The sequence below is a fragment of the Metabacillus sp. RB-C-LZQ-3-1 genome, from assembly GCF_058315175.1.
This window is the reverse complement of record NZ_JBZFLI010000003.1, coordinates 161315-180341: the sequence shown is the minus strand read 5'-3', so window position 1 is coordinate 180341 and position 19027 is coordinate 161315. Positions and strand designations below refer to the sequence as shown.

The following is a 19027-nucleotide window of genomic DNA, read 5'->3' as shown; positions in this document are numbered from 1 at the left end:
AACACTTAAACCACCTCTTCTCTCATTTCTTGTAACTCCTTAAAACCCTTTTGAATTCTATTAACAAATTCTTCATTTTCCGGGCCGCGGGCTTTGAAGCGTTTAATCACGTTTTCCCATGTATCAGGTTGATCGAATAACCATTTTTTATTTTCTACATCAAACTTACAAGGGAACGGTACGTCCAAGACATATTTGCCTTCCTCTTCATCATAATGAGCTGGAACTTTTACTCCGATCGACTCACAGAATGGAACAGCTGTTGATAACCACTTTTGACGAAGCTCATCATTTGTTCTTCCTTTTAATCTATAATCAAGTTGTGCCGAACGGCTTTTCAACCCATCTGTTACTCCAAAAAATTCCAATGCCATTAAGAACATCCAATCGACAGCCTCTTGGACTTGCTTTGCTGTTTCTGGTTTTTTCATACCAGCTTTCATGATGATTTCGCCATTTCTTAAATGGAATAATTCTTCTTTATCCACTTTTACTAGTGCACGTTTCCAAGGCCCGTATGATGTATGCTCATGTGCATCTCCCAATAAGGTATATCCTGCCCGGTCAAATAACCCGTTAAAGACACCTAATTCAATCCAATTTTCTAATTTAAAATCAAAGGCATAAGGATTTTTCCAACGGTTCGGCTGGCGCTCATACAACAGGCTGTTAACATCCTCACCTAAATCCTCCAATAACCTGTAAGCAATATGAGCATGACCAATTTCATCCTGCATGACTGCTAGTGCAGTAATTTTATAGTTAAGGTTCGGTGCTTGATTATAGACAGTTAAAAGCGGGGGAACACTTAGAAGCTCAGTATCTCCAACGATCGTCAACGTTTGCCTTAATGCCTTTAAATACTCTTCATTCATATCATCAATATTTTCTACCTTAAAGCCATTCTGGACTTTCTCTAATAAAACCTCAGCTTGATTTGTACTCATTGTTACACCTCATTTTCATTACGTTTTTATTTTCTTCGTCTATATTTAATAATATAGATCATCCGCAATATTCTGTCAATGATTTTATTATGTTTTATTTACGAACGTTAAATAAAAAAACACATGAATTCTATGAACTAGAACTCATGTGTTTTTTAATCTAGTATTTTGTTAAACTTGCGAATTTACTTTTGTCCCAGGACATTCACTCTTTTTTTATAAACAATTGGCCTAGTACCTTCCCATTCAATTCTATTTTCTTGTTCTAAATAGTTTAAATGGGCAATTGTTTCCGCAATAGCAAATCGCCATTGATGAGGAGTTAAGTTTTTATGTAAAAATAAAACCTCTGCTATTTCAAAGGCCGTTTTTCCTTGAGCTAGCTCCTCGATTTTCAACAAACGCTCATAATGATGGGCAATAAGTTCATCAATCCTCTGGTTTATGTTTTCAATTGATGAATGATGTGAAGTGTAGGCAATACTAATCGTTAGAGTTTTCAACATCCTTAAGGATTCCATATATTCGTGCAAAGGGTTTTGACTAGCACCGGGCCACACACTTATGTTCGGAGTAATTCTGTCCAAAATCATATCACCGGCAATCATAACTCCCTCATCTTGTTGATAGAAACACACGTGACCACTACTGTGTCCCGGAGTATGAATTACCTTCCAATTCCTTTGGGCAAATTGAACTTCTGAGCCAATTGTTTTCATCTTTGGCAATGGAAGAACGTTTGTCCTTAGCTTCTCCATATGCAAAATAATCTTTTCACTTAGTTGTTCCGGAACACCATGGTCAAGGATCATGTCTTTCATTTTTAATGTTTGGACGCTGTTTTCTCCCCATACTCTTACCATCATTTCAGCATCGATATCATGCATATAAACGTCTGCACCTGTTAATTCTTGCATCCAACCAGACAGTCCCGTATGGTCAGGGTGAAAATGTGTTAAATAAATTGTCTTTATATCTGAAAATTGAATGTTCAAATAATCAAACACTTTTCCCCAAGCTTCTCTTGCTTCACTATAATTGAAACCAACATCAATCAAGGCATATCCGTCATTCTGTTTAAAAAGATAGCAGTAAACATACTTCATTGGAAACGGAACCGGAATCCCGATTCGATATCCATCGTACTTTATCTTCTCAATATTCACCTGCTTCACCCCCATTTAATCCATCACAACAAAAGATATATTACAATTACAGCCATTCAATCCCCTGGGACGAGGACACATATGACGACGCTTACTTTTTAATAGTTACGATGATATCATTCCCCTTTAAAGGTCGGCGGCCGCTTATCTCTAAAAGCTTCTAAAGCTTCTATTCTATCCTTTGAAGGAATTATGACTTCATAGGCTTTAGATTCAATAGCGAGACCTGTATGCATATCAACACTTGATCCATAATGAATCGCATATTTAGCTTGAGTAACAGCGAGAGGCCCATTCTTCATGATTTCTTCAGCCAATGATATAGAGCTTCTCGATAACTCATCCATCTGATCAACGACTTTATTGATGATTCCTAATTCAAAAGCCTGTTGAGCATCTATTTTTCTGGCAGTAAGAATAAATTCCTTTGCTTTTGACGTACCAATTAAACGGCTTAAACGCTGGGTTCCGCCTGCACCGGGAATAATCCCCCAGCTAACTTCAGTTAAGCCCATTTGAGCGGTATTGATCGCATAGCGAAAATCACAAACAAGAGCAAGCTCAAAACCCCCGCCTAGCGCGTATCCGTTTATCGCAGCAATTGTTGGCTGCGGCAGTTCTTCAATCATTGTGAAAACATCTCGAATTTTGTTTACATTTCTTCTTACTTCTTTTTCCGTTAAAGTACGTCTTTCTTTTAAATCAGCCCCGGCACTAAAAGCCTTTTCACCTGCTCCTGTGATTATTACAACTCGGATTTCCTTATTTAACTTGATGTCTTCTACAATGTTTTCCAACTCTACTAATGTTTCATAATCAAAACAATTTAATTGTTCTTCACGGTTAATCGTAACGAACGCAAGATGATCCCTGATTTCCATTAACACTTTCCTCATGTAAACCCCTCAATTCTCTGAGATCTGTAGATTAATCATTGACAAGAAACCTTAATAGACTAAACAAATCCGTCCTTTATCATTTCCTAGCAATCAGAAACGGTATCGCAGATGGAGTTAGACAAAAAAACAAATCAACAACGTTAATTGAACTTATACACGTACATCTCTAAATGGATTTATTGCTTTGTCACGCTTTGGCTGGATATCACGATCAGGGGCAGCTTCATAAAGAGTTTCAAAAAAGCGGACTGCAGGTATTGAAATTAGCTGATGGATATTCCAAAATAATTCCCTTGCCTTTGTACCTGACCATTTAGCAGGCAGCAAATCGCGCGGGAAACCCGGGTCCTGAAAGAGAAACTTTCGATATTCATGGACAAGTTTTGTTCTTTCAATAAAACACTCAACATCTGTCATGCTGTTATCTAGTGCTTTGTCACATAAAGTTTCATATATCGAGGTATATTTGTTTATAAAAATATCATACTCACTTGATATTGCATCAAGATCCCAGCCTTTGTTAATAATACTTTGGTTGTCATGTGAAACAATCGAAGAAGAACTAAACAAGAAGGTATTCTCTTCAATTTGATACGTTTGAATCATTTCTAACACTTGTTCTTCCAATGCATTTGGACTAACCCATGTGCTGTTTGAGATAGCTCCAAATCCTGTCCAGTTTAATTCTTTTCTGATCTCATTGCGAAGTTCCCGTTTTTCTTCTGGAAATGAATAGGTTAGAATTCGCCACATACCATCCCATTTTTCACTCTGTGTTGTATAAACCCTTTTTACTCCATCTTCCATTCTACGTTTTCCTTGATCCGTTAATGAATAATAGCTTTTATTTCCTATTTTTCGGACTTTTAATAAGTTTTTTTGCACCATTCGTAAGATAGCACCTCTTACAGAAGATTCTGAAACTCCAAAATGGCTCATTAATTGAATTAAGCTTCCAACCCAAACTTCTCCTCCATAATATTCAATGTACTCACCGTACAAGGTAAACATCAAAGACCTTGGCTTCAACTTCCTCACCATCCAAATTGATATATGTTATTTTAATTCGAGACATCTTTTAATTATAGAGGATAGCTTGTGATTATGCATTAAATACCGTTTTTTCTGCCATGTCTTTTGAATGAATATCTTCTTTTAATATGTCTATAACATCAAAAGGAATTGGCACAGCTTTTATTTCATTTTCTTTTTGACTTACCCAGCCTCTTAGCTCATATCCGTGACCTGTTCGAACATTTCCTTTAAAAACTTCATGACTTAATTTAATTGTCTTATTATTTATTTCCTGTACTACAGTATGAATCGTAATAATATCTTCATATAATAAAGGTTTTTCAAAACTGCATCTTGCGTCTAATAGTGGAAGAATGATATTTCTTTCCTCCTCCAGCTTTTGCGGAGACAAGTTACAGCTGCGGAAGAATTGATGACCTGCTATATCAAACCATTTAAAATAATTTGGATAATAGACAATACCTGCTTTATCAGTATCTCCCCAATTGACCATGATGTTTATTTCATTTGAACGCATATTAATCCCCCTTTTTCTTTCCTGTCCAGAATCCTTCAGGATCAATCTTCCGAATAACATGAAGTTCTTCAGCAGAAGGTGGAACTGTTTCAATTAAGTTAGCAGATATTTTTATATCCCAGCCTGTATTTTCCTTTACATCCGCCACAGTGATACCAGGATGAACACTAATGAGTTCCAATTCCTTCGTCACAGGGTCAGGTTTCATGAGTCCAAGTGTAGTAATTAATGTTCCAACGCCGCCACGCGGAAGACCTTGCTCCTCTCTCCAATTTCCTCCGCTGCCATATCCTGGGGAAGTAACATAATCAACCTTCTCTCTAAACCTTCTTTTCTCGTGATTCATAATGACAAGAAGCCTTTTCGATAGTGATGCAATATCTGCTGCTCCACCGCTGCCTGGGAGTTTGATTTTCGGTTCTTTGTAATCCCCGATGTATGAGGTGTTTACATTTCCGTATTTATCTATTTCTGCTCCACCGATAAACCCGCAATCGACGTTACCTTGCTGCATTAAAAACATTAAATGATTTGTTGTCGTACACCACTGTGCACCAATCACGTTAGGAGTATCACCCATTGTATATAGCAACGTTTTAGAAGGTTCATCACGGACTATTCCACACTCATAAAATCCAACGGCATTTGGGGCATGCAGTTTTTTCGCAACTGCAAAGGCAAGCATTGGTAAACGCATGCCAACAAAAACAACTTCTTGATCTTTTATTTCTCTTGCAGCAGCAACAACCATTAACTCTTCTGTTGTAAAGGTCAACTTCTTCACTCCCTTTTATTCAGAGGCATAATTAACCGGTGCGGCTAAATGATGACTCTTTACTCTTAATGATTCAACCCTTGATTGACCGACTAACTCTAAATAGTTTTCATGTGTTTGGATATCTTTTACCCACTTATTGATCCAATTGATAAACCCTTCTCTTGTCTTTGTTTCTGTATGATACGTATGGAAAAACGCATGATCCCTGCCATAATGCCCTTGCATTGGCGAAGGATGGCAAAATGCCGGACAATGAACGACAGATGTAACTTTAAATCCTGGTACAAAGACTCGATTAGGATCACTTTCTATCACACTCGTATCCACTATTTCTTCCGCTAATAAAATGACCTTCTTACTTGCAAGTGCAGCATCTTGAGCCACGCCAATATTCCCCCAAAGATGGGCATTTCCGTTTTTGTCTGCACGTTGTACCCCAATGACGGCCACATCAGGATTTAAAGCAGGAACATGGACAAGCTTTTCTCCGTTATATTCATCCACCTTAAAGTTTCGATTACTTGATAAAAGTCCGGTTCCTAAGAGGGTTTTCGTTGGTAAATACGGCACCCCCATCGCACCGGCTAAAAGTGCTAATCCTATTGAAAAATTGCTGTGATCTTCAACTTCTATCTTAAAAGGGATACTTTTTTCAATTGAACGACGATAATTATGGCCAAGACCTGCACTTACATTCCCTGCCCAAGCAGCAATGATTTTTTTCACTCTTCCATCACCAATTAACATATCAAACAAAATATCTGAAATTGGAGCAATGACCGTTAACTCGCTTTTTTCCTGGCGAATCATTTCATGTGCAGCTGCAAAGGGAATCATCGGTTCCAGGCAAGCACCAAGCACAACAGAATCACCATGTTGAATATGCTCATCAATTGACTCTGACAAGGTTTGAAGCTTATTCCTCATTTAACACTCACTTCCATTCTTTTATTCTTATAAAGTGAAACTTCCATCAGTGGAAGTCTTACTGCCCGAAGAGAGGGATAAAAACGGCGATATCGGTTATCCGATATCGCCATTTATCATCTTTGTTCACTGTCCAGACCAATTAGCTTCACGTTTCTCAATGAATGCGCTTAGCCCTTCTTGAGCATCTTGTGAACGGAATAGTAGATTTTGAAGCTCACCTTCGTAGCGAACAGCTACATTTAATGGCATTTCTTTTCCATTCATAATGGATAGTTTAATATTTGATGCTGCATATGTTGCACTGCTGGCAATTTTCTCTGCGTATTCCAATGTTTTTGCTCTTGTTTCAGCTTGAGGGAAAACACGATCAACTAATTGAATTTCTAAAGCTTCTTGTGGGGTTAGTGTTTCACCAGTTAAATTTAGGTCAAGTGCTTTAGAATGTCCTACTTGACGGGCTAAACGTTGTGTTCCTCCTGTACCAGCTAATACTCCCAGTGTAATTTCAGGTAATCCGATTTTACCTGCTTCATCTCCCATAAAGCGTAAGTCACAAGCCAGTGCCATTTCCAATCCGCCGCCAACTGTATGTCCTTCTAAACAAGCAATCCAAATTTGTGGAGAGCGGGCGATTTTATCAAGTGTTTCGTTACAGAATAGGCAAAACTGTGTTTTGAAGCGTGGCTCTGCTGCTTTTAAGAAATTAATATTTGCTCCAGCTGAGAAAAACTTCGGCATATCACTCATTAAAACAGCGACTTTAATATCATTATCAAAGCGAATATCATCAATTGCCGCATTTAATTCTCTGTAATATTCAAGATCATAAGCATTTGTTTTGTTCACATGTATGTGTACCTCTGCAATTCCATTAGTTTTCTTCACTGTAAGCGTTTTCGTTTCAGATAGTGTGATTGACATGATAAAACCTCCTAAATTGTTATGGATTAATTTCTTTCGTAACTAATTCATAATATACAGAATGCTTTTCCAATTTTCAAAGTTAATGACATCCTATTTTCAGGAGAAAATTACACTTAATCTAACTTTTTCTCAAGGATACTCCAGAATACTGATTATTTCACGAACGTTATAAAAACATAATCTTTAACTTGTTGATCACATGCCTTAAAGATCATACTTTAATAAGTACAACTATTCATAATAGATAAAATAAGTAAATTATTTATTTCCACAACACCTTGACAGACTTTTTAGAATACTTTATATTACTAATAATTAACGATAGTTAAATAAACGTAATAATAGCCATTAGGAGGTTTTTTATGTCAAATCAATCTGTTCATGAGATAACCATTATAGGAGGAGGACCCACAGGCTTATTTGCTGCATTTTATGCTGGAATGAGAAACTCTTCAGTTAAGATTATTGAGAGTTTACCCCAATTAGGGGGGCAACTATCTGCTCTATACCCGGAAAAATATATTTACGATATCGCTGGATTTCCTAAAGTTCGTGCACAGGAATTAATTGATCGCTTAACAGAGCAAGCACTACATTTCAGCCCAACCATCTGTCTAGAACAAATGGTTGAGAACCTGGAGGTGCTGGAGGATGGTCTTATTCGACTTACGACAAATAAGGAAGTTCATCTAACAAAATCCGTGATTCTCACCGCTGGAAACGGTGCCTTTCAGCCTCGCAAACTTGAGTTAGACAATGCTGAAATCTATGAATCAAGTAATCTTCACTACTTTATTGACAATCTTGAAAAGTTTAGAAAGAAACGGGTCCTTGTTTGCGGCGGAGGTGACTCTGCTGTTGACTGGTCCTTAATGCTTGAGCCCATCGCTGATCATGTAACTCTTGTTCACCGTCGTGACAAGTTTCGTGCCCATGAATCAAGCGTTACCAGCTTAATGGAAAGCAACGTTAACATAAAAACACCGTATATCCCTAAAAGTTTAAATGGCGATGGAAAGACAATTCATTCCGTTTGCCTGGAGCATGCAAAAACTGGTAAGGAAGAAATATTGGAAGTGGATGATGTCATTATTAACTATGGATTCTTATCATCACTTGGTCCAATGAAAAACTGGGGACTCACCATTGAAAAAAATTCAATTGTTGTGAATTCTAAAATGGAGACAAATATCCCAGGCGTTTACGCTGCTGGAGACATCTGTACGTACGAAGGAAAAGTAAAACTAATCGCCACAGGTTTTGGTGAAGCGCCAACTGCTGTTAATAATGCAAAGGCTTTTATCGATCCAAAAGCTAAAGTGCAACCGCTTCATAGCACAAGTTTATTTGCGTAACCCCTATAATTTCATTGGAGGCGATATCGATGGCTAAATATACAATGGTTGATAAGGAAACATGTATAGCATGTGGGGCATGCGGGGCTACGGCTCCTGACATTTTTGATTATGATGATGAAGGAATAGCAGAAGCGATTTTAGATCATAACCAGGGAGTCACAGCAGTTAGCGAAGACTTAGAAGATGACTTAATTGATGCACAAGAAGGGTGTCCAACCGAATCGATAAAGGTTTCTAATCAGCCTTTTCATACACACGCTAATGTATAAAAGAACAATAGCGCAAGTGCCTTGATCAGCCTAGGGCAAATAAGGCTATTTGGAATAGAAGGTGTTCTTTGCCTTCAATTCCAAATTGACTTACGACCTCGAGGGGCTAGGCGCTGGCAGTCTAAAACCGCAACGTCCTGTGCTCCGGAGCTGGATACCGCGCGCTTATCCACAGTACAAGAATATTTCCTAGACTACTATAGAAAAGCAGGTTCAATTCACCTGCTTTATTTTTTATTCTTACCAAAAAAATAGCCAGCTTTCAACTGGCCATTTAAACTACGAACTTAATGATAAATATTTATTTTTTACATCTAAATTAAATTCCTCTGGTGTTCCCTCAAAGACAATAGACCCTTTGTTTATAATGTAAATATAATCTGCTAACTCCATCGCCATGGCTAAATTCTGTTCAACTAGCAGCATAGACATGCCATTATCTTTTAGCTGTCTTATAATTTTCATCACTTCTCTAACCATTAACGGAGAGAGACCTTCTGATGGCTCATCGAGTAAGAGCAACTCTGGATTCGTCATAAGTGCTCTTCCAATTGATAGCATTTGCTGCTCCCCGCCGCTAAGCGTTCCTCCCATTGATGTTTCTCTCTCTTTAAGCCTCGGAAACAAATCATATATTTTGTTTAAATTCCAGCCATTTGTTATTGGTCGAAAAGTAGTTAATAAATTTTCTTTCACTGTTAAATCACTAAAAATTCTTCTCCCTTGAGGCACAATCCCAATTCCATGCTTGGAAATTTGATAGCTTGGCTTTCCATCTATTTGTGTGCTTTTCATCGACACCTTTCCACTTTTAGGCGGTACAATTCCCATTATGGAATGGAGAGTTGTTGTCTTTCCCATCCCATTACGACCGAGAAGGACAGAAACTGTGCCTTTTTTCACTTTTAGTGATACATCGTGGAGGATATGGCTTTCTCCATAGTAAGTATGAAGATTTTGAACATCTAACATTCGACTTCATCTCCACTTCCAATATAGATTTTGTTCACTCTCTCATCTTTTCTTACTACTTCAGGATCACCGTCTATTAATATTTCCCCCTCAAATAACACAACCATACGGTCTGCTAATCCAAAAACGATATCAAGATCATGCTCAATAATCATAACTGTTAAATCCTTTGGCAGCTTATAAAGCAGATCAACGATGTAGTTCGTTTCAGACTGAGACATTCCAGCCGTTGGTTCATCAAGTAATAGAATAGCAGGCTCTGTTGCAACACCAAGTAATATTTCAATTTGCCTTTGTTCACCATAGGATAAATTTTTCACAATAGCATTTCGTTGATGAAATAACCCCCATTTTTCAAGCAGTTCATCTGCCTTTTCAAAAAGCCCATGATATTGCTTTGCCTCTCTCTGCTTGAACCATATATGACCAATCCCTTGTTTCCTCTGTAAAACAAGCAGCAAATTATCAATCACAGACAGATCATTTAGAAGATTATTTTTTTGAAAGGTTCTAACGATACCATTACGGGCACGTTTATAATTCGGGTGTTTTGAAATATTTGTTTTTCCGTAATAAATTTCACCAAAGCTTGGCTCCAAATCTCCCGTTAATAAATTAAAAAACGTTGTTTTACCAGCACCATTGGGACCTATAATTCCAATTCTTTCTCCTTTTTCCACTTCAAGAGAAATATTTTTTAATATGTGTAACCCGCCAAAACTCTTACCTATTCCACTTATTGTTAAGATTTTGTCTCTATCCAAGCAACTCACCTCTTATCTTATTTACATTAAGTAGCATGAGATTTTTTTTGCTCATATGCTTGTTGCTTTCTCGTCTTTATGAATTGGACGACACTTTCCCCAATCCCAACGATTCCTTTCGGGAAGAAGATCACGAAAATAATAAAGACTGATCCGACAATCAACATCCATGAATTTGTGTACGAGCTGATCAATGTTTCAAGTGTGACAAATAAGGCTGCCCCGAAAACCGGGCCGTTCATTGTTCCCGCTCCACCGATTAATACCATGATGAGTGCAGCACCTGACATGGTCCAATACACATCACTAGGTGCAACAAATCCATTAAAATATGTGTATAATGATCCTGCGAGCCCCCCAAAGCATCCTGCTATTAAAAAAGCCGAGTACTTATAAATGTAAGTGTTATATCCCATAGACTTAATTCTAGTTTCGTTTTCACGGATCCCAATTAACACCTGACCAAATGGAGATTTCACGACAAGTCTAAGAGCAAAATAAGTGAGTAAAAAGAAAAGCAAGATTAGATAGAAAATGTAGACGGGATTAGCAAACTGAAACGATCCTACTACTGCCTTTGGTATTCCTGATAATCCGTTAGATCCCCCGGTCAAATTTGTAGATTGATAGATATAGGAATAAATCATCTGAGAGAATGCCAGTGTTAACATTAAAAAGTAAAACCCACTTACTTTTAAACAAAATAAACCAATCAAAGCAGCTACAAGAACAGATATCAACACAGTCATACCTACTGTCATAAATAGGTTACTAGTCAGATTTTTAGCGACTAATCCTGCGGTATATGCACCAACTCCAAAGAAAGCTGCATGCCCTAACGAAACAAGGCCCGTATATCCAACCAATACATTCAAACTTAGTGCAAAGATGCCAAAGATAAGAATTTCAGACAACAAATTCAAATGAAAAAGAGATAAGAAAAAAGGTGTTAAACATAAAGCGAGAATGATCATTAGGTATTTGGCAAATGTTTTTTTCATGTCAAGCCACCTTCTTTCCAAATAATCCATTTGGCTTAACAACGAGAACCATGACCATCAATCCAAAAATAAGAAACATGCTGAGTTCAGGGAAAAGAAATCGGCTAAAAGTTTCAAATACTCCGACAAGCAGCCCCGCCACTAAGGTTCCAGCGATTGAGCCAAGACCCCCAATCACAAGCACAACGAGAGCAAGTATCAATGTTTGGAATTCCATACTAGGATAAATGCCGAGAATTGGGCCAGCAATAACCCCACCGAAACCAGCTAAAAGTCCCCCTACTATAAACACAATCGTAAATACAAGTTTAATGTTTACCCCAAGGGCACTCACCATTTCTTTATCATTCAACCCAGCCCGAATAATGGCCCCCCATCTTGTTTTTGCTTGGATAAACCACAACAATGCCGCAATGATGATTCCGATCACTATGACAACAATTCGATAAGCCGGGAAAACTTGGCCAAACACAGAAATAGAGCCTGAGAAAACAGGGGGTACTTGAATTGTAAGAACATTCGATCCCCATATATATGATGCGATGTCATGAAAAACATAAGCTAAGCCAAATGTTAGTAATACTTGAGATAAGTGGCCTAATTGATAGGTTGGGCGGAGCAAAATGAGCTCCACCACTAACGCTAACAACGCTACACAAATCGGGGAAATGAGTAATGCAATCCAGAAGCTTTGGGTATATGTTGCGGTTAATGAATAGGCAATGTAGGCACCGAACATATACATTGAACCATGCGCTAAATTTAGAACTCCCAATATCCCAAATACTAGGGATAATCCACATGTAATGATAAATAACAGCAGACCATATGACACACCGTTTACTAATTGCGCTCCGATTAGATCCATCTCAAAACTCCTTTCTTATCCTGATTACTTGCCTGGATCCTGAACCTTTTCAATCGTATCGATGATTTTATTTTCTGTTTTTCCTTCAGAAAGAACGGTTTCTGAAATGTACATATTTTGAATCACATGATGTGTTTCTTTATCAAACGAAATCTCTCCTCTTGGACTTGTAAACGAAACATTTGCGATGGCTTCTACCAGCTTCTCAGAATCTGATACATCTCCTTTAGTGACAGTAATGGCCTCCGCAATGATGCGGGCTGCATCATATCCTTTTAATGATTCGATCGTTGGTCTTCTGTTATAAGCTTCTTCGTATGCTTTAACAAATGCTTGATTTTCCTCAGTTTCTAAATTGTAATCCCAGAATGTTGACGCAAAAGTACCTTCTGCAGCGTTCCCAATTGTTTCACGTAAATCCTCTGCGACTAACCACCCAGATCCTACAAGTTTGAATTTTTCTTTTAACCCAAACTGTTCAAACTGCTGAACGAATCGTACGGCATCACTACCAGCAAAAAATCCATACACTCCATCCGCTTCCACTCCACCAATGGTTGTTAAGTAGGAGGAATAATCATTATTTCCAAGCGGCGGATATACTTCTCCGACAATTTCTCCCCCTGCATTTTTGTAAGCCTCTATAAATGCTGCTGAAACCTCTCTTCCAAAAGCATAGTCAGCAGCTGCAATGTACATTTTATCTCCAACGTTTTCAAAAGCCCATTCCCCCATAGAGTGACCGATTTGCCAGGATGAAAAGGAGGATCTCCAAATATAGTCGCTGCGCTTTCCTCTCGTTAAATCATTTCCTCCCGCATGTGAAGTAAGATAAGGCAATTTTTTTGAATCCACCTCATCACGAATAGCATAGGCAACGGCAGTGCTTACCGCCCCATTTAAAATATCAATGTTATCTTGATCCATAAGCTTACGTAATTTTCTCAAAGCAACTTGAGGATCAGCTTCTGTATCTTCCTCAATTAACTCAATCTTTTTCCCTTCTACTTTCCAATTGATGCTGTCAAAATATAATTTCATTCCATCGGATAAATCTTTACCAAGTGATGCATATACTCCCGAAAACGGAAGAATAGAACCAATCTTTATCGTTTCAGCACTTTCACCCTGTTGCGATGCTTCATTTCTTTCTTCATTTGAACTTGTGTTAATTGCACTATTCCCACAAGCAGCTAGTAAGGTTAAAACTAAGATGAAACTGAACATTTTAGATAATCTTCTCTTCACATCCATCCACCCCTTAGTAAAAATACGCATTTAGTAACCGCTTACAAAATTCCCTGCCCTCCCTTTAAGTATTCTAAATATTAGAATATATCTGAAAGTACTATTAATCAATATCTTTTTTTAACTTTCGTTAATAAAATAAAATGCAATTATTTCAATATACGAAAGGAAACATTAATTAACCAAGATGAAATAGCTGAAATAACAATGCATAAAATATTTTTTCGTTCTAAAATCGTTATGTATAGTATTTATTTTTTAGTGCTTCTGTAGTAATATTGGTAATAGCAATAAGACTTTTTTCGGAAACTTTATTCCAAAATAAAAGAGGTGAAAAATTTGGAGGTAATGAAGAACAAGAGCGTTGAAATTATCCCGATATTGATCCCCAGTCAATCCAGCCTAAAAAGTATTAACTTTTATCTAGTAAAAACAGAGCATTCTCTTTCTCTGGTTGATGCAGGGTTAAATAACGATGATTGTTACAATGCACTCATTAATATATTGAATGAAAATGGGTTTTCCTTGACTGATTTAACCGACATCATTCTTACACACCATCATATTGACCATATTGGGCTGGTAAATCGCCTTAACAATGAACATAAAATTCCGATATACACTCACCCTTTGTCCATTCCCCGCCTAACAAGAGACAATACTTTCCTAAAAATGAGAGTTGAATTCTTTTCAATCCTTTATGCACAAATGGGCTGTGGAGAAATGGGAAAGAAACAGGTTGAGTATTTAAAAGAAGCCATAACCAAGAACAGGAAAAATGCCATTACAGCTATGCTTCATCCATTGGAAGATTCTCAACTGCATCATTTTGACATTATCAACACCCCAGGCCATGCCCCTGATCAAATAGCCCTGTATGATTCGAAAAACAAATGGTTATTATCTGGTGATTTATTGATTAGCCACATATCAAGCAATGCATTAGTTGAACCAGATTTATATGGAAATAGGATACATACATTAGTTGAGCATATCAATTCTTTAAGGAAATGCAGCTCCTTACAACTAGATCTTGTTTTTCCCGGACATGGTGAGATCATTAAAACACCAAATGAACTCATTCAAAAAAGACTTGAAAGAATTGAAGAAAAATCGGAAAAATTGTTAAATTTAATCAATGAAGGCTTCAATACCGGAAGCTCCCTTGCTCAAATCTATTACAAGAGTATCTATGAAAAACAATTCGCCCTTGTTATGTCAGAAATTATCGGATTTTTAGATTACTTAGATGTTCAAGGGAAGGTTAGTAAAAAACTAGTTGAGGGTGTTTAGAGATATTACGTAAAATAGAATTCTATTTTTTAAAAATAAAAAAGGAAAGTGGATTATGATTAAAACCTATTAAAAAGACACATTTTAATCGATATTTTTAAAGTCTCTTTTATCAATTTCTTGATTTAATTGGCTGACCTCCATAAGAAAAAAGCTCCACTCCCTTTCCTATCAGGAAATTGATTCTTTTCATCGATATGTTCCAAGAGAGGGATTCGAATTCCGTCACCTGTTAAAAAGGAAAATGAAAGGAGAACCCTCCTTTCATTTTCCTTTTTATTTATCGTGCATCTTTTACAGCCTTAATCGCAGCCTCATAATCAGGATGATTTGATACTTCACTTACATATTCAACATATGTAACCTTATCATTTGAATCAATGACAAACACTGCTCTTGCTAATAAACGTAATTCTTTGATATGAACTCCATACGCTTCACCAAAAGAAAGATTCCTGTGATCAGAAAGTGTTTTAACATTTTCAACTCCATTTGATCCACACCATCTTTTTTGTGCGAATGGTAAATCAACGCTGATTGTTAACACTTCTACACCGCTTAAACTAGAAACAGCTTCGTTAAAACGACGAGTTTGTGCGTCACAAACCCCTGTGTCAATTGAAGGTACTACTGAAATTAAGCGTACCTTTCCCTCGGAATCCTCAAGTGTTACCTTTGATAAATCATTATCAAGTACTAAAAAATCAGGTGCAGTGTCTCCAACTTTTATTTCTTTTCCTACTAATGTAACAGGATCATTTAAAAATGTAACTGAAGCCATACCAATTCCTCCTTAATGTCTTTACATTAGATACACTTAGTTAATTAAAGCTAAAACTTGTAATCTTGTATTCTAAGTAATCCAATACTTAAAGTTTACTTTTCCTCTTTGTCCTTGTCAACATCATAGGCTCAATTCTATTTACCTTTTGTTTTTTGAAAAATTATTTTCGGACTCCTTTTATTTAAAGGCTATTTTCGCCTACTTAAGGCAAGTACCGTGAGAACAGGTCGTTCCATTTCGCTCCAGACACTTCCTTTCCTCTGCCTACTGCAGGAGTCAAGTGTCTTCCACTCCATTCCACTTTCTTTTTAAAATTAGTATTCAATATTCAATAGCAACAATCTTCACGAAAACAGCCTATTTAAAAAGCTCAACTAAGAAAAGAGAGACTTCGGGAATGACTGTAATGACAGTTAAACTTAATATCATTGCAACAAAAAATGGAACTGTTGCTTTTGCAAGGGACTCAATGGATAGACCTGATATACCGGAACCAACGAATAGATTTACACCAACAGGAGGAGTAATAAAGCCAATCGCTAAGTTTACAATCATAATAATTCCGAATTGAATAGGATTAATTCCGATATTTATAGCAATTGGCAATAGTATTGGGACTAAGATAATAATTGCTGCCACAGTATCCATAAACATTCCCACAAATAATAATAAGAGATTAAGGAGTAATAAAATAACTAGAGGATTTGATGACACACTTAATAATGAGTCAGCTACTAATCTAGGAATTTGCTCCATCGTTAAAATCCTGCCAAATGCATTTGCTGTTCCAATAATAATTAATATCGTTGCAGATGTTAATGCTGCATCTTTTAATACCTTAGGAAATGTTTTAAATGTCAACTCTTTATATACAAATATACTAATGAATGCCGCGTATACTACAGCAACTACCGCTGCTTCTGTGGGTGTAAATATCCCGCCATAAATTCCTCCCAAGATAAGGACAGGGATAAATATTGCCCACTTAGCCTCATTAATCCCAGATAGGGCTCTCTTAATAGTAAACTTTTCACCATTTCCTTTGTATTTTTTATTTTTAGAGTATATATAGCTCCATCCCATCATTACAGCACCAATTAGAACTCCTGGCAGGATGCCGGCAATAAACATGTCACCAATTGACACACTTCCGGAAACACCGTATATAACCATAGGAATACTTGGCGGAATGATAATCCCTAATGCACCCGCAGCTACGACTACTGCCGTTGCAAATTTTTTATCATAGCCATATCCAACCATCGCTGGAATCATAATACCTCCAACTGCTGCAACTGTTGCTGGACCTGAGCCGGAAATTGCTGCAAAAAACATACAAGTTAGGACCGCAGCCATTGCAAACCCACCTGTAAAATTCCCAACAAAAACATTTGCCAGCTTAAAAAGACGTTCTGATATTCCTCCTTTCCCCATAATCTCCCCTGCTAAAATAAAAAAAGGTACGGCCATTAAAGGAAATGAATCAGTAGATTGGACCAGACTTTGTGCAAGGTATTCAACTGATGTGACATCAGCATATAAAATAGTGACAAGAGAAGCCAATCCTAGAGAAATACCAATAGGGACTGTTAAAAGTAAAAAGAATACGAAACTGCCAAATAATACGAGTGCTGTCATACTTATCACCTACTCTCCTGATCTAAATAAATCAAATTGTATTTTCATTCTTTGAATAATTCTAATTGCCGTTAGTAATAATCCGACCATTGGTGCTGCGTACACCCATTGCATTGGTATATTCAAAGCGGGTGAAGTCCGTGTCACTTGGATTACTACTTCAAAACTGAAGTATATGAGAATAACAGCAAATGCTAAAAAAGCTAAATTTGCGCACATGGCTAACAAAAACTTCCCTTTTCTTTTAAACAACATAGCCACTGCGTCTACGCTTATATGTGCTTGCCGTTTCACTCCATAACTTACCCCAATATAGATCATCCATATAAAAGCATATCTTGCTAACTCTTCTGACCAGACAAGAGATGAACCTAACACATACCTCATAAAAACTTGAATAAAAACAACTACAACAGTTAGAATACTAAGCAAGATAAGCAAGATCCCCTCTACATTCTCATCTAACCATTTTAAAAGTGACATATGCTTCCCTCCTTTATAAAAGCAGAACCCACCCAAGGTCACATTTAAGGATAGATTCTGCTTTTTTCACCTTATTCTAGTTCCTTTAAGATACGATCAATAAGATCTTTACCATAAGTATCTTCATACTCTTCATACACGGCCTGCGAAGCTTCTCTAAAAGTGGCAATATCTGGTCGATTGACGTTCATTCCTGCTTCTTCCAGCTCTTTTAATAGTGTTTCTTCTTCCTCCATAACTAAGTTTCTATGAAAAGTTGAAGCTTCTTTTAAGCTTGATTGAACGATTTCTTGCAGCTCAGGAGATAGGGTCTGCCAAAATTCATCACTAATTGCTACAGTTGTTGCACTATAGGAATGCCCTGTTAGACTTAAATAATCTTGAACTTCATAGAATTTACTTGCATGAATATTTGAGATTGGATTTTCCTGCCCGTCAACTGTCCCTTGTTGTAAAGCCATGTAAAGTTCACCAAATGCCATTGGAGTAGGGTTTGATCCAAGTGCTTCAAATATACTTACTAAAATAGGCATCTCAGGTGTACGGATTTTTAATCCTTTTAAATCCTCAACCTTTTCAATTGGCTTTGAATTATTCGTAACATGTCTGAATCCGTTTTCAAAATGACCTAACACTCTTAAATTATTATCAAGTAAACCTGAAAATACTTCCTCACCGATTGGACCATCTAGCATTTCCCACGCTTGTTCGTTTGACTCAAATAAAAATGGTAATCCGAAGACATCTACCTTTGGTTCATATTGTGCATACGTACTAGCCGCTACCATCTGTATATCATTAAATGCAACACCTTCAACCATTTGCGGCTCACTACCTAAAACCTCGTTTGCAAAGACTTCAACTGTTATTTCATTATTGGATTTCTCTTCTACTAAAGACTTAAACTTTAATGCAGCCTCATGTCTTGAATTTGATTCAACTGCACTATGGGCAAATTTAATTGTAATTTTTCCGCCACTCTCATTACTCTTTTCACTATCACCAGCTGTTTCCTTCCCACCGCAAGCAGCTAAGAAAACCACCATTATGACTAACACGAAAGATAAAACACCTTTTCTCATCATTGCTCCCCCTTAAATTCATTATCATTTTTTATAGGCCGTTTTCTTAAACATACCTATTTTTTCATTTA

General features: G+C 37.1%; 20 protein-coding genes. 3 read left to right on the top strand and 17 right to left on the bottom strand.

Annotated elements, in window-relative coordinates; genetic code table 11:
- Window positions 1-5: 5 nt before the first annotated feature.
- From AC4GZ8_RS06340 to AC4GZ8_RS06305, 8 genes are all read right to left on the bottom strand, one after another.
- The gene (locus AC4GZ8_RS06340; protein ID WP_491080977.1) at window positions 6-947 is read right to left on the bottom strand and encodes a Phenylacetic acid catabolic protein; all 942 of its coding nucleotides are present in this window, start codon (window positions 945-947) and stop codon (window positions 6-8) included.
- Between the two features lie 185 nt (window positions 948-1132).
- The gene (locus AC4GZ8_RS06335) at window positions 1133-2113 is read right to left on the bottom strand and encodes an MBL fold metallo-hydrolase (RefSeq protein WP_491080976.1); all 981 of its coding nucleotides are present in this window, start codon (window positions 2111-2113) and stop codon (window positions 1133-1135) included.
- Between the two features lie 116 nt (window positions 2114-2229).
- Window positions 2230-3009, bottom strand: coding sequence for an enoyl-CoA hydratase-related protein (locus tag AC4GZ8_RS06330; RefSeq protein WP_491080975.1), 780 nt, complete (start codon window positions 3007-3009; stop codon window positions 2230-2232).
- A gap of 153 nt (window positions 3010-3162) precedes the next feature.
- Complete coding sequence (locus AC4GZ8_RS06325) at window positions 3163-4041, bottom strand: PaaX family transcriptional regulator (RefSeq protein ID WP_491080974.1); 879 nt, start codon at window positions 4039-4041, stop codon at window positions 3163-3165.
- A 73-nt stretch (window positions 4042-4114) separates the two neighbouring features.
- Window positions 4115-4564, bottom strand: coding sequence for an acyl-CoA thioesterase (locus AC4GZ8_RS06320; RefSeq protein ID WP_491080973.1), 450 nt, complete (start codon window positions 4562-4564; stop codon window positions 4115-4117).
- A gap of 1 nt (window position 4565) precedes the next feature.
- Window positions 4566-5339, bottom strand: a complete 774-nt coding sequence (locus tag AC4GZ8_RS06315) for a CoA-transferase subunit beta (protein ID WP_491080972.1) — start codon at window positions 5337-5339, stop codon at window positions 4566-4568.
- A 15-nt stretch (window positions 5340-5354) separates the two neighbouring features.
- Complete coding sequence (locus AC4GZ8_RS06310) at window positions 5355-6269, bottom strand: CoA transferase subunit A (protein ID WP_491080971.1); 915 nt, start codon at window positions 6267-6269, stop codon at window positions 5355-5357.
- 126 nt (window positions 6270-6395) lie between these two features.
- Window positions 6396-7193: an enoyl-CoA hydratase/isomerase family protein gene (locus AC4GZ8_RS06305; RefSeq protein ID WP_491080970.1), complete on the bottom strand. Its 798-nt coding sequence runs from the start codon at window positions 7191-7193 to the stop codon at window positions 6396-6398.
- A 365-nt stretch (window positions 7194-7558) separates the two neighbouring features.
- Here AC4GZ8_RS06305 and AC4GZ8_RS06300 point away from each other — a divergent pair, with 365 nt between their 5' ends.
- Both AC4GZ8_RS06300 and AC4GZ8_RS06295 read left to right on the top strand, forming a co-directional pair.
- A complete protein-coding gene (locus AC4GZ8_RS06300) occupies window positions 7559-8551 on the top strand; it encodes an NAD(P)/FAD-dependent oxidoreductase (RefSeq protein WP_491080969.1) in 993 nt (330 codons plus the stop codon).
- A 29-nt stretch (window positions 8552-8580) separates the two neighbouring features.
- Window positions 8581-8823 (top strand): ferredoxin, encoded by a 243-nt coding sequence (locus AC4GZ8_RS06295; protein WP_491080968.1) that lies wholly within the window; start codon window positions 8581-8583, stop codon window positions 8821-8823.
- A gap of 279 nt (window positions 8824-9102) precedes the next feature.
- Here the strand turns inward: AC4GZ8_RS06295 and AC4GZ8_RS06290 are convergent, their stop codons facing one another.
- The 5 genes from AC4GZ8_RS06290 to AC4GZ8_RS06270 are packed head-to-tail and all read right to left on the bottom strand — an operon-like array spanning window position 9103 to window position 13682.
- The gene (locus AC4GZ8_RS06290) at window positions 9103-9795 is read right to left on the bottom strand and encodes an ABC transporter ATP-binding protein (protein ID WP_491080967.1); all 693 of its coding nucleotides are present in this window, start codon (window positions 9793-9795) and stop codon (window positions 9103-9105) included.
- The gene (locus tag AC4GZ8_RS06285; protein ID WP_491080966.1) at window positions 9789-10559 is read right to left on the bottom strand and encodes an ABC transporter ATP-binding protein; all 771 of its coding nucleotides are present in this window, start codon (window positions 10557-10559) and stop codon (window positions 9789-9791) included. The genes AC4GZ8_RS06290 and AC4GZ8_RS06285 overlap by 7 nt, the downstream gene beginning before the upstream one ends.
- A 26-nt stretch (window positions 10560-10585) precedes the next feature.
- Window positions 10586-11560, bottom strand: a complete 975-nt coding sequence (locus AC4GZ8_RS06280; RefSeq protein WP_491080965.1) for a branched-chain amino acid ABC transporter permease — start codon at window positions 11558-11560, stop codon at window positions 10586-10588.
- A gap of 1 nt (window position 11561) precedes the next feature.
- Window positions 11562-12428, bottom strand: a complete 867-nt coding sequence (locus tag AC4GZ8_RS06275; protein ID WP_491080964.1) for a branched-chain amino acid ABC transporter permease — start codon at window positions 12426-12428, stop codon at window positions 11562-11564.
- Between the two features lie 24 nt (window positions 12429-12452).
- Complete coding sequence (locus AC4GZ8_RS06270; protein ID WP_491081197.1) at window positions 12453-13682, bottom strand: ABC transporter substrate-binding protein; 1230 nt, start codon at window positions 13680-13682, stop codon at window positions 12453-12455.
- Window positions 13683-14024: 342 nt separating this feature from the next.
- On the opposite strand from AC4GZ8_RS06270, the gene AC4GZ8_RS06265 reads away from it, so the two are divergent.
- Window positions 14025-14969, top strand: coding sequence for an MBL fold metallo-hydrolase (locus AC4GZ8_RS06265; RefSeq protein ID WP_491080963.1), 945 nt, complete (start codon window positions 14025-14027; stop codon window positions 14967-14969).
- 280 nt (window positions 14970-15249) lie between these two features.
- Here the strand turns inward: AC4GZ8_RS06265 and tpx are convergent, their stop codons facing one another.
- The 4 genes from tpx to AC4GZ8_RS06245 form a co-directional block, all read right to left on the bottom strand.
- Window positions 15250-15750: a thiol peroxidase gene (gene tpx / locus AC4GZ8_RS06260; RefSeq protein WP_491080962.1), complete on the bottom strand. Its 501-nt coding sequence runs from the start codon at window positions 15748-15750 to the stop codon at window positions 15250-15252.
- Window positions 15751-16110: 360 nt separating this feature from the next.
- Entirely contained in the window at window positions 16111-17391 is a 1281-nt protein-coding gene (locus AC4GZ8_RS06255) for a TRAP transporter large permease (protein ID WP_491080961.1), read from the bottom strand.
- Window positions 17392-17400: 9 nt separating this feature from the next.
- Window positions 17401-17874, bottom strand: a complete 474-nt coding sequence (locus AC4GZ8_RS06250; RefSeq protein WP_491080960.1) for a TRAP transporter small permease — start codon at window positions 17872-17874, stop codon at window positions 17401-17403.
- A 71-nt stretch (window positions 17875-17945) separates the two neighbouring features.
- Window positions 17946-18956 carry a TRAP transporter substrate-binding protein gene (locus AC4GZ8_RS06245; protein WP_491080959.1) on the bottom strand — a complete coding sequence of 337 codons (1011 nt, stop codon included), beginning with the start codon at window positions 18954-18956 and terminating at the stop codon, window positions 17946-17948.
- Window positions 18957-19027: the final 71 nt, after the last annotated feature.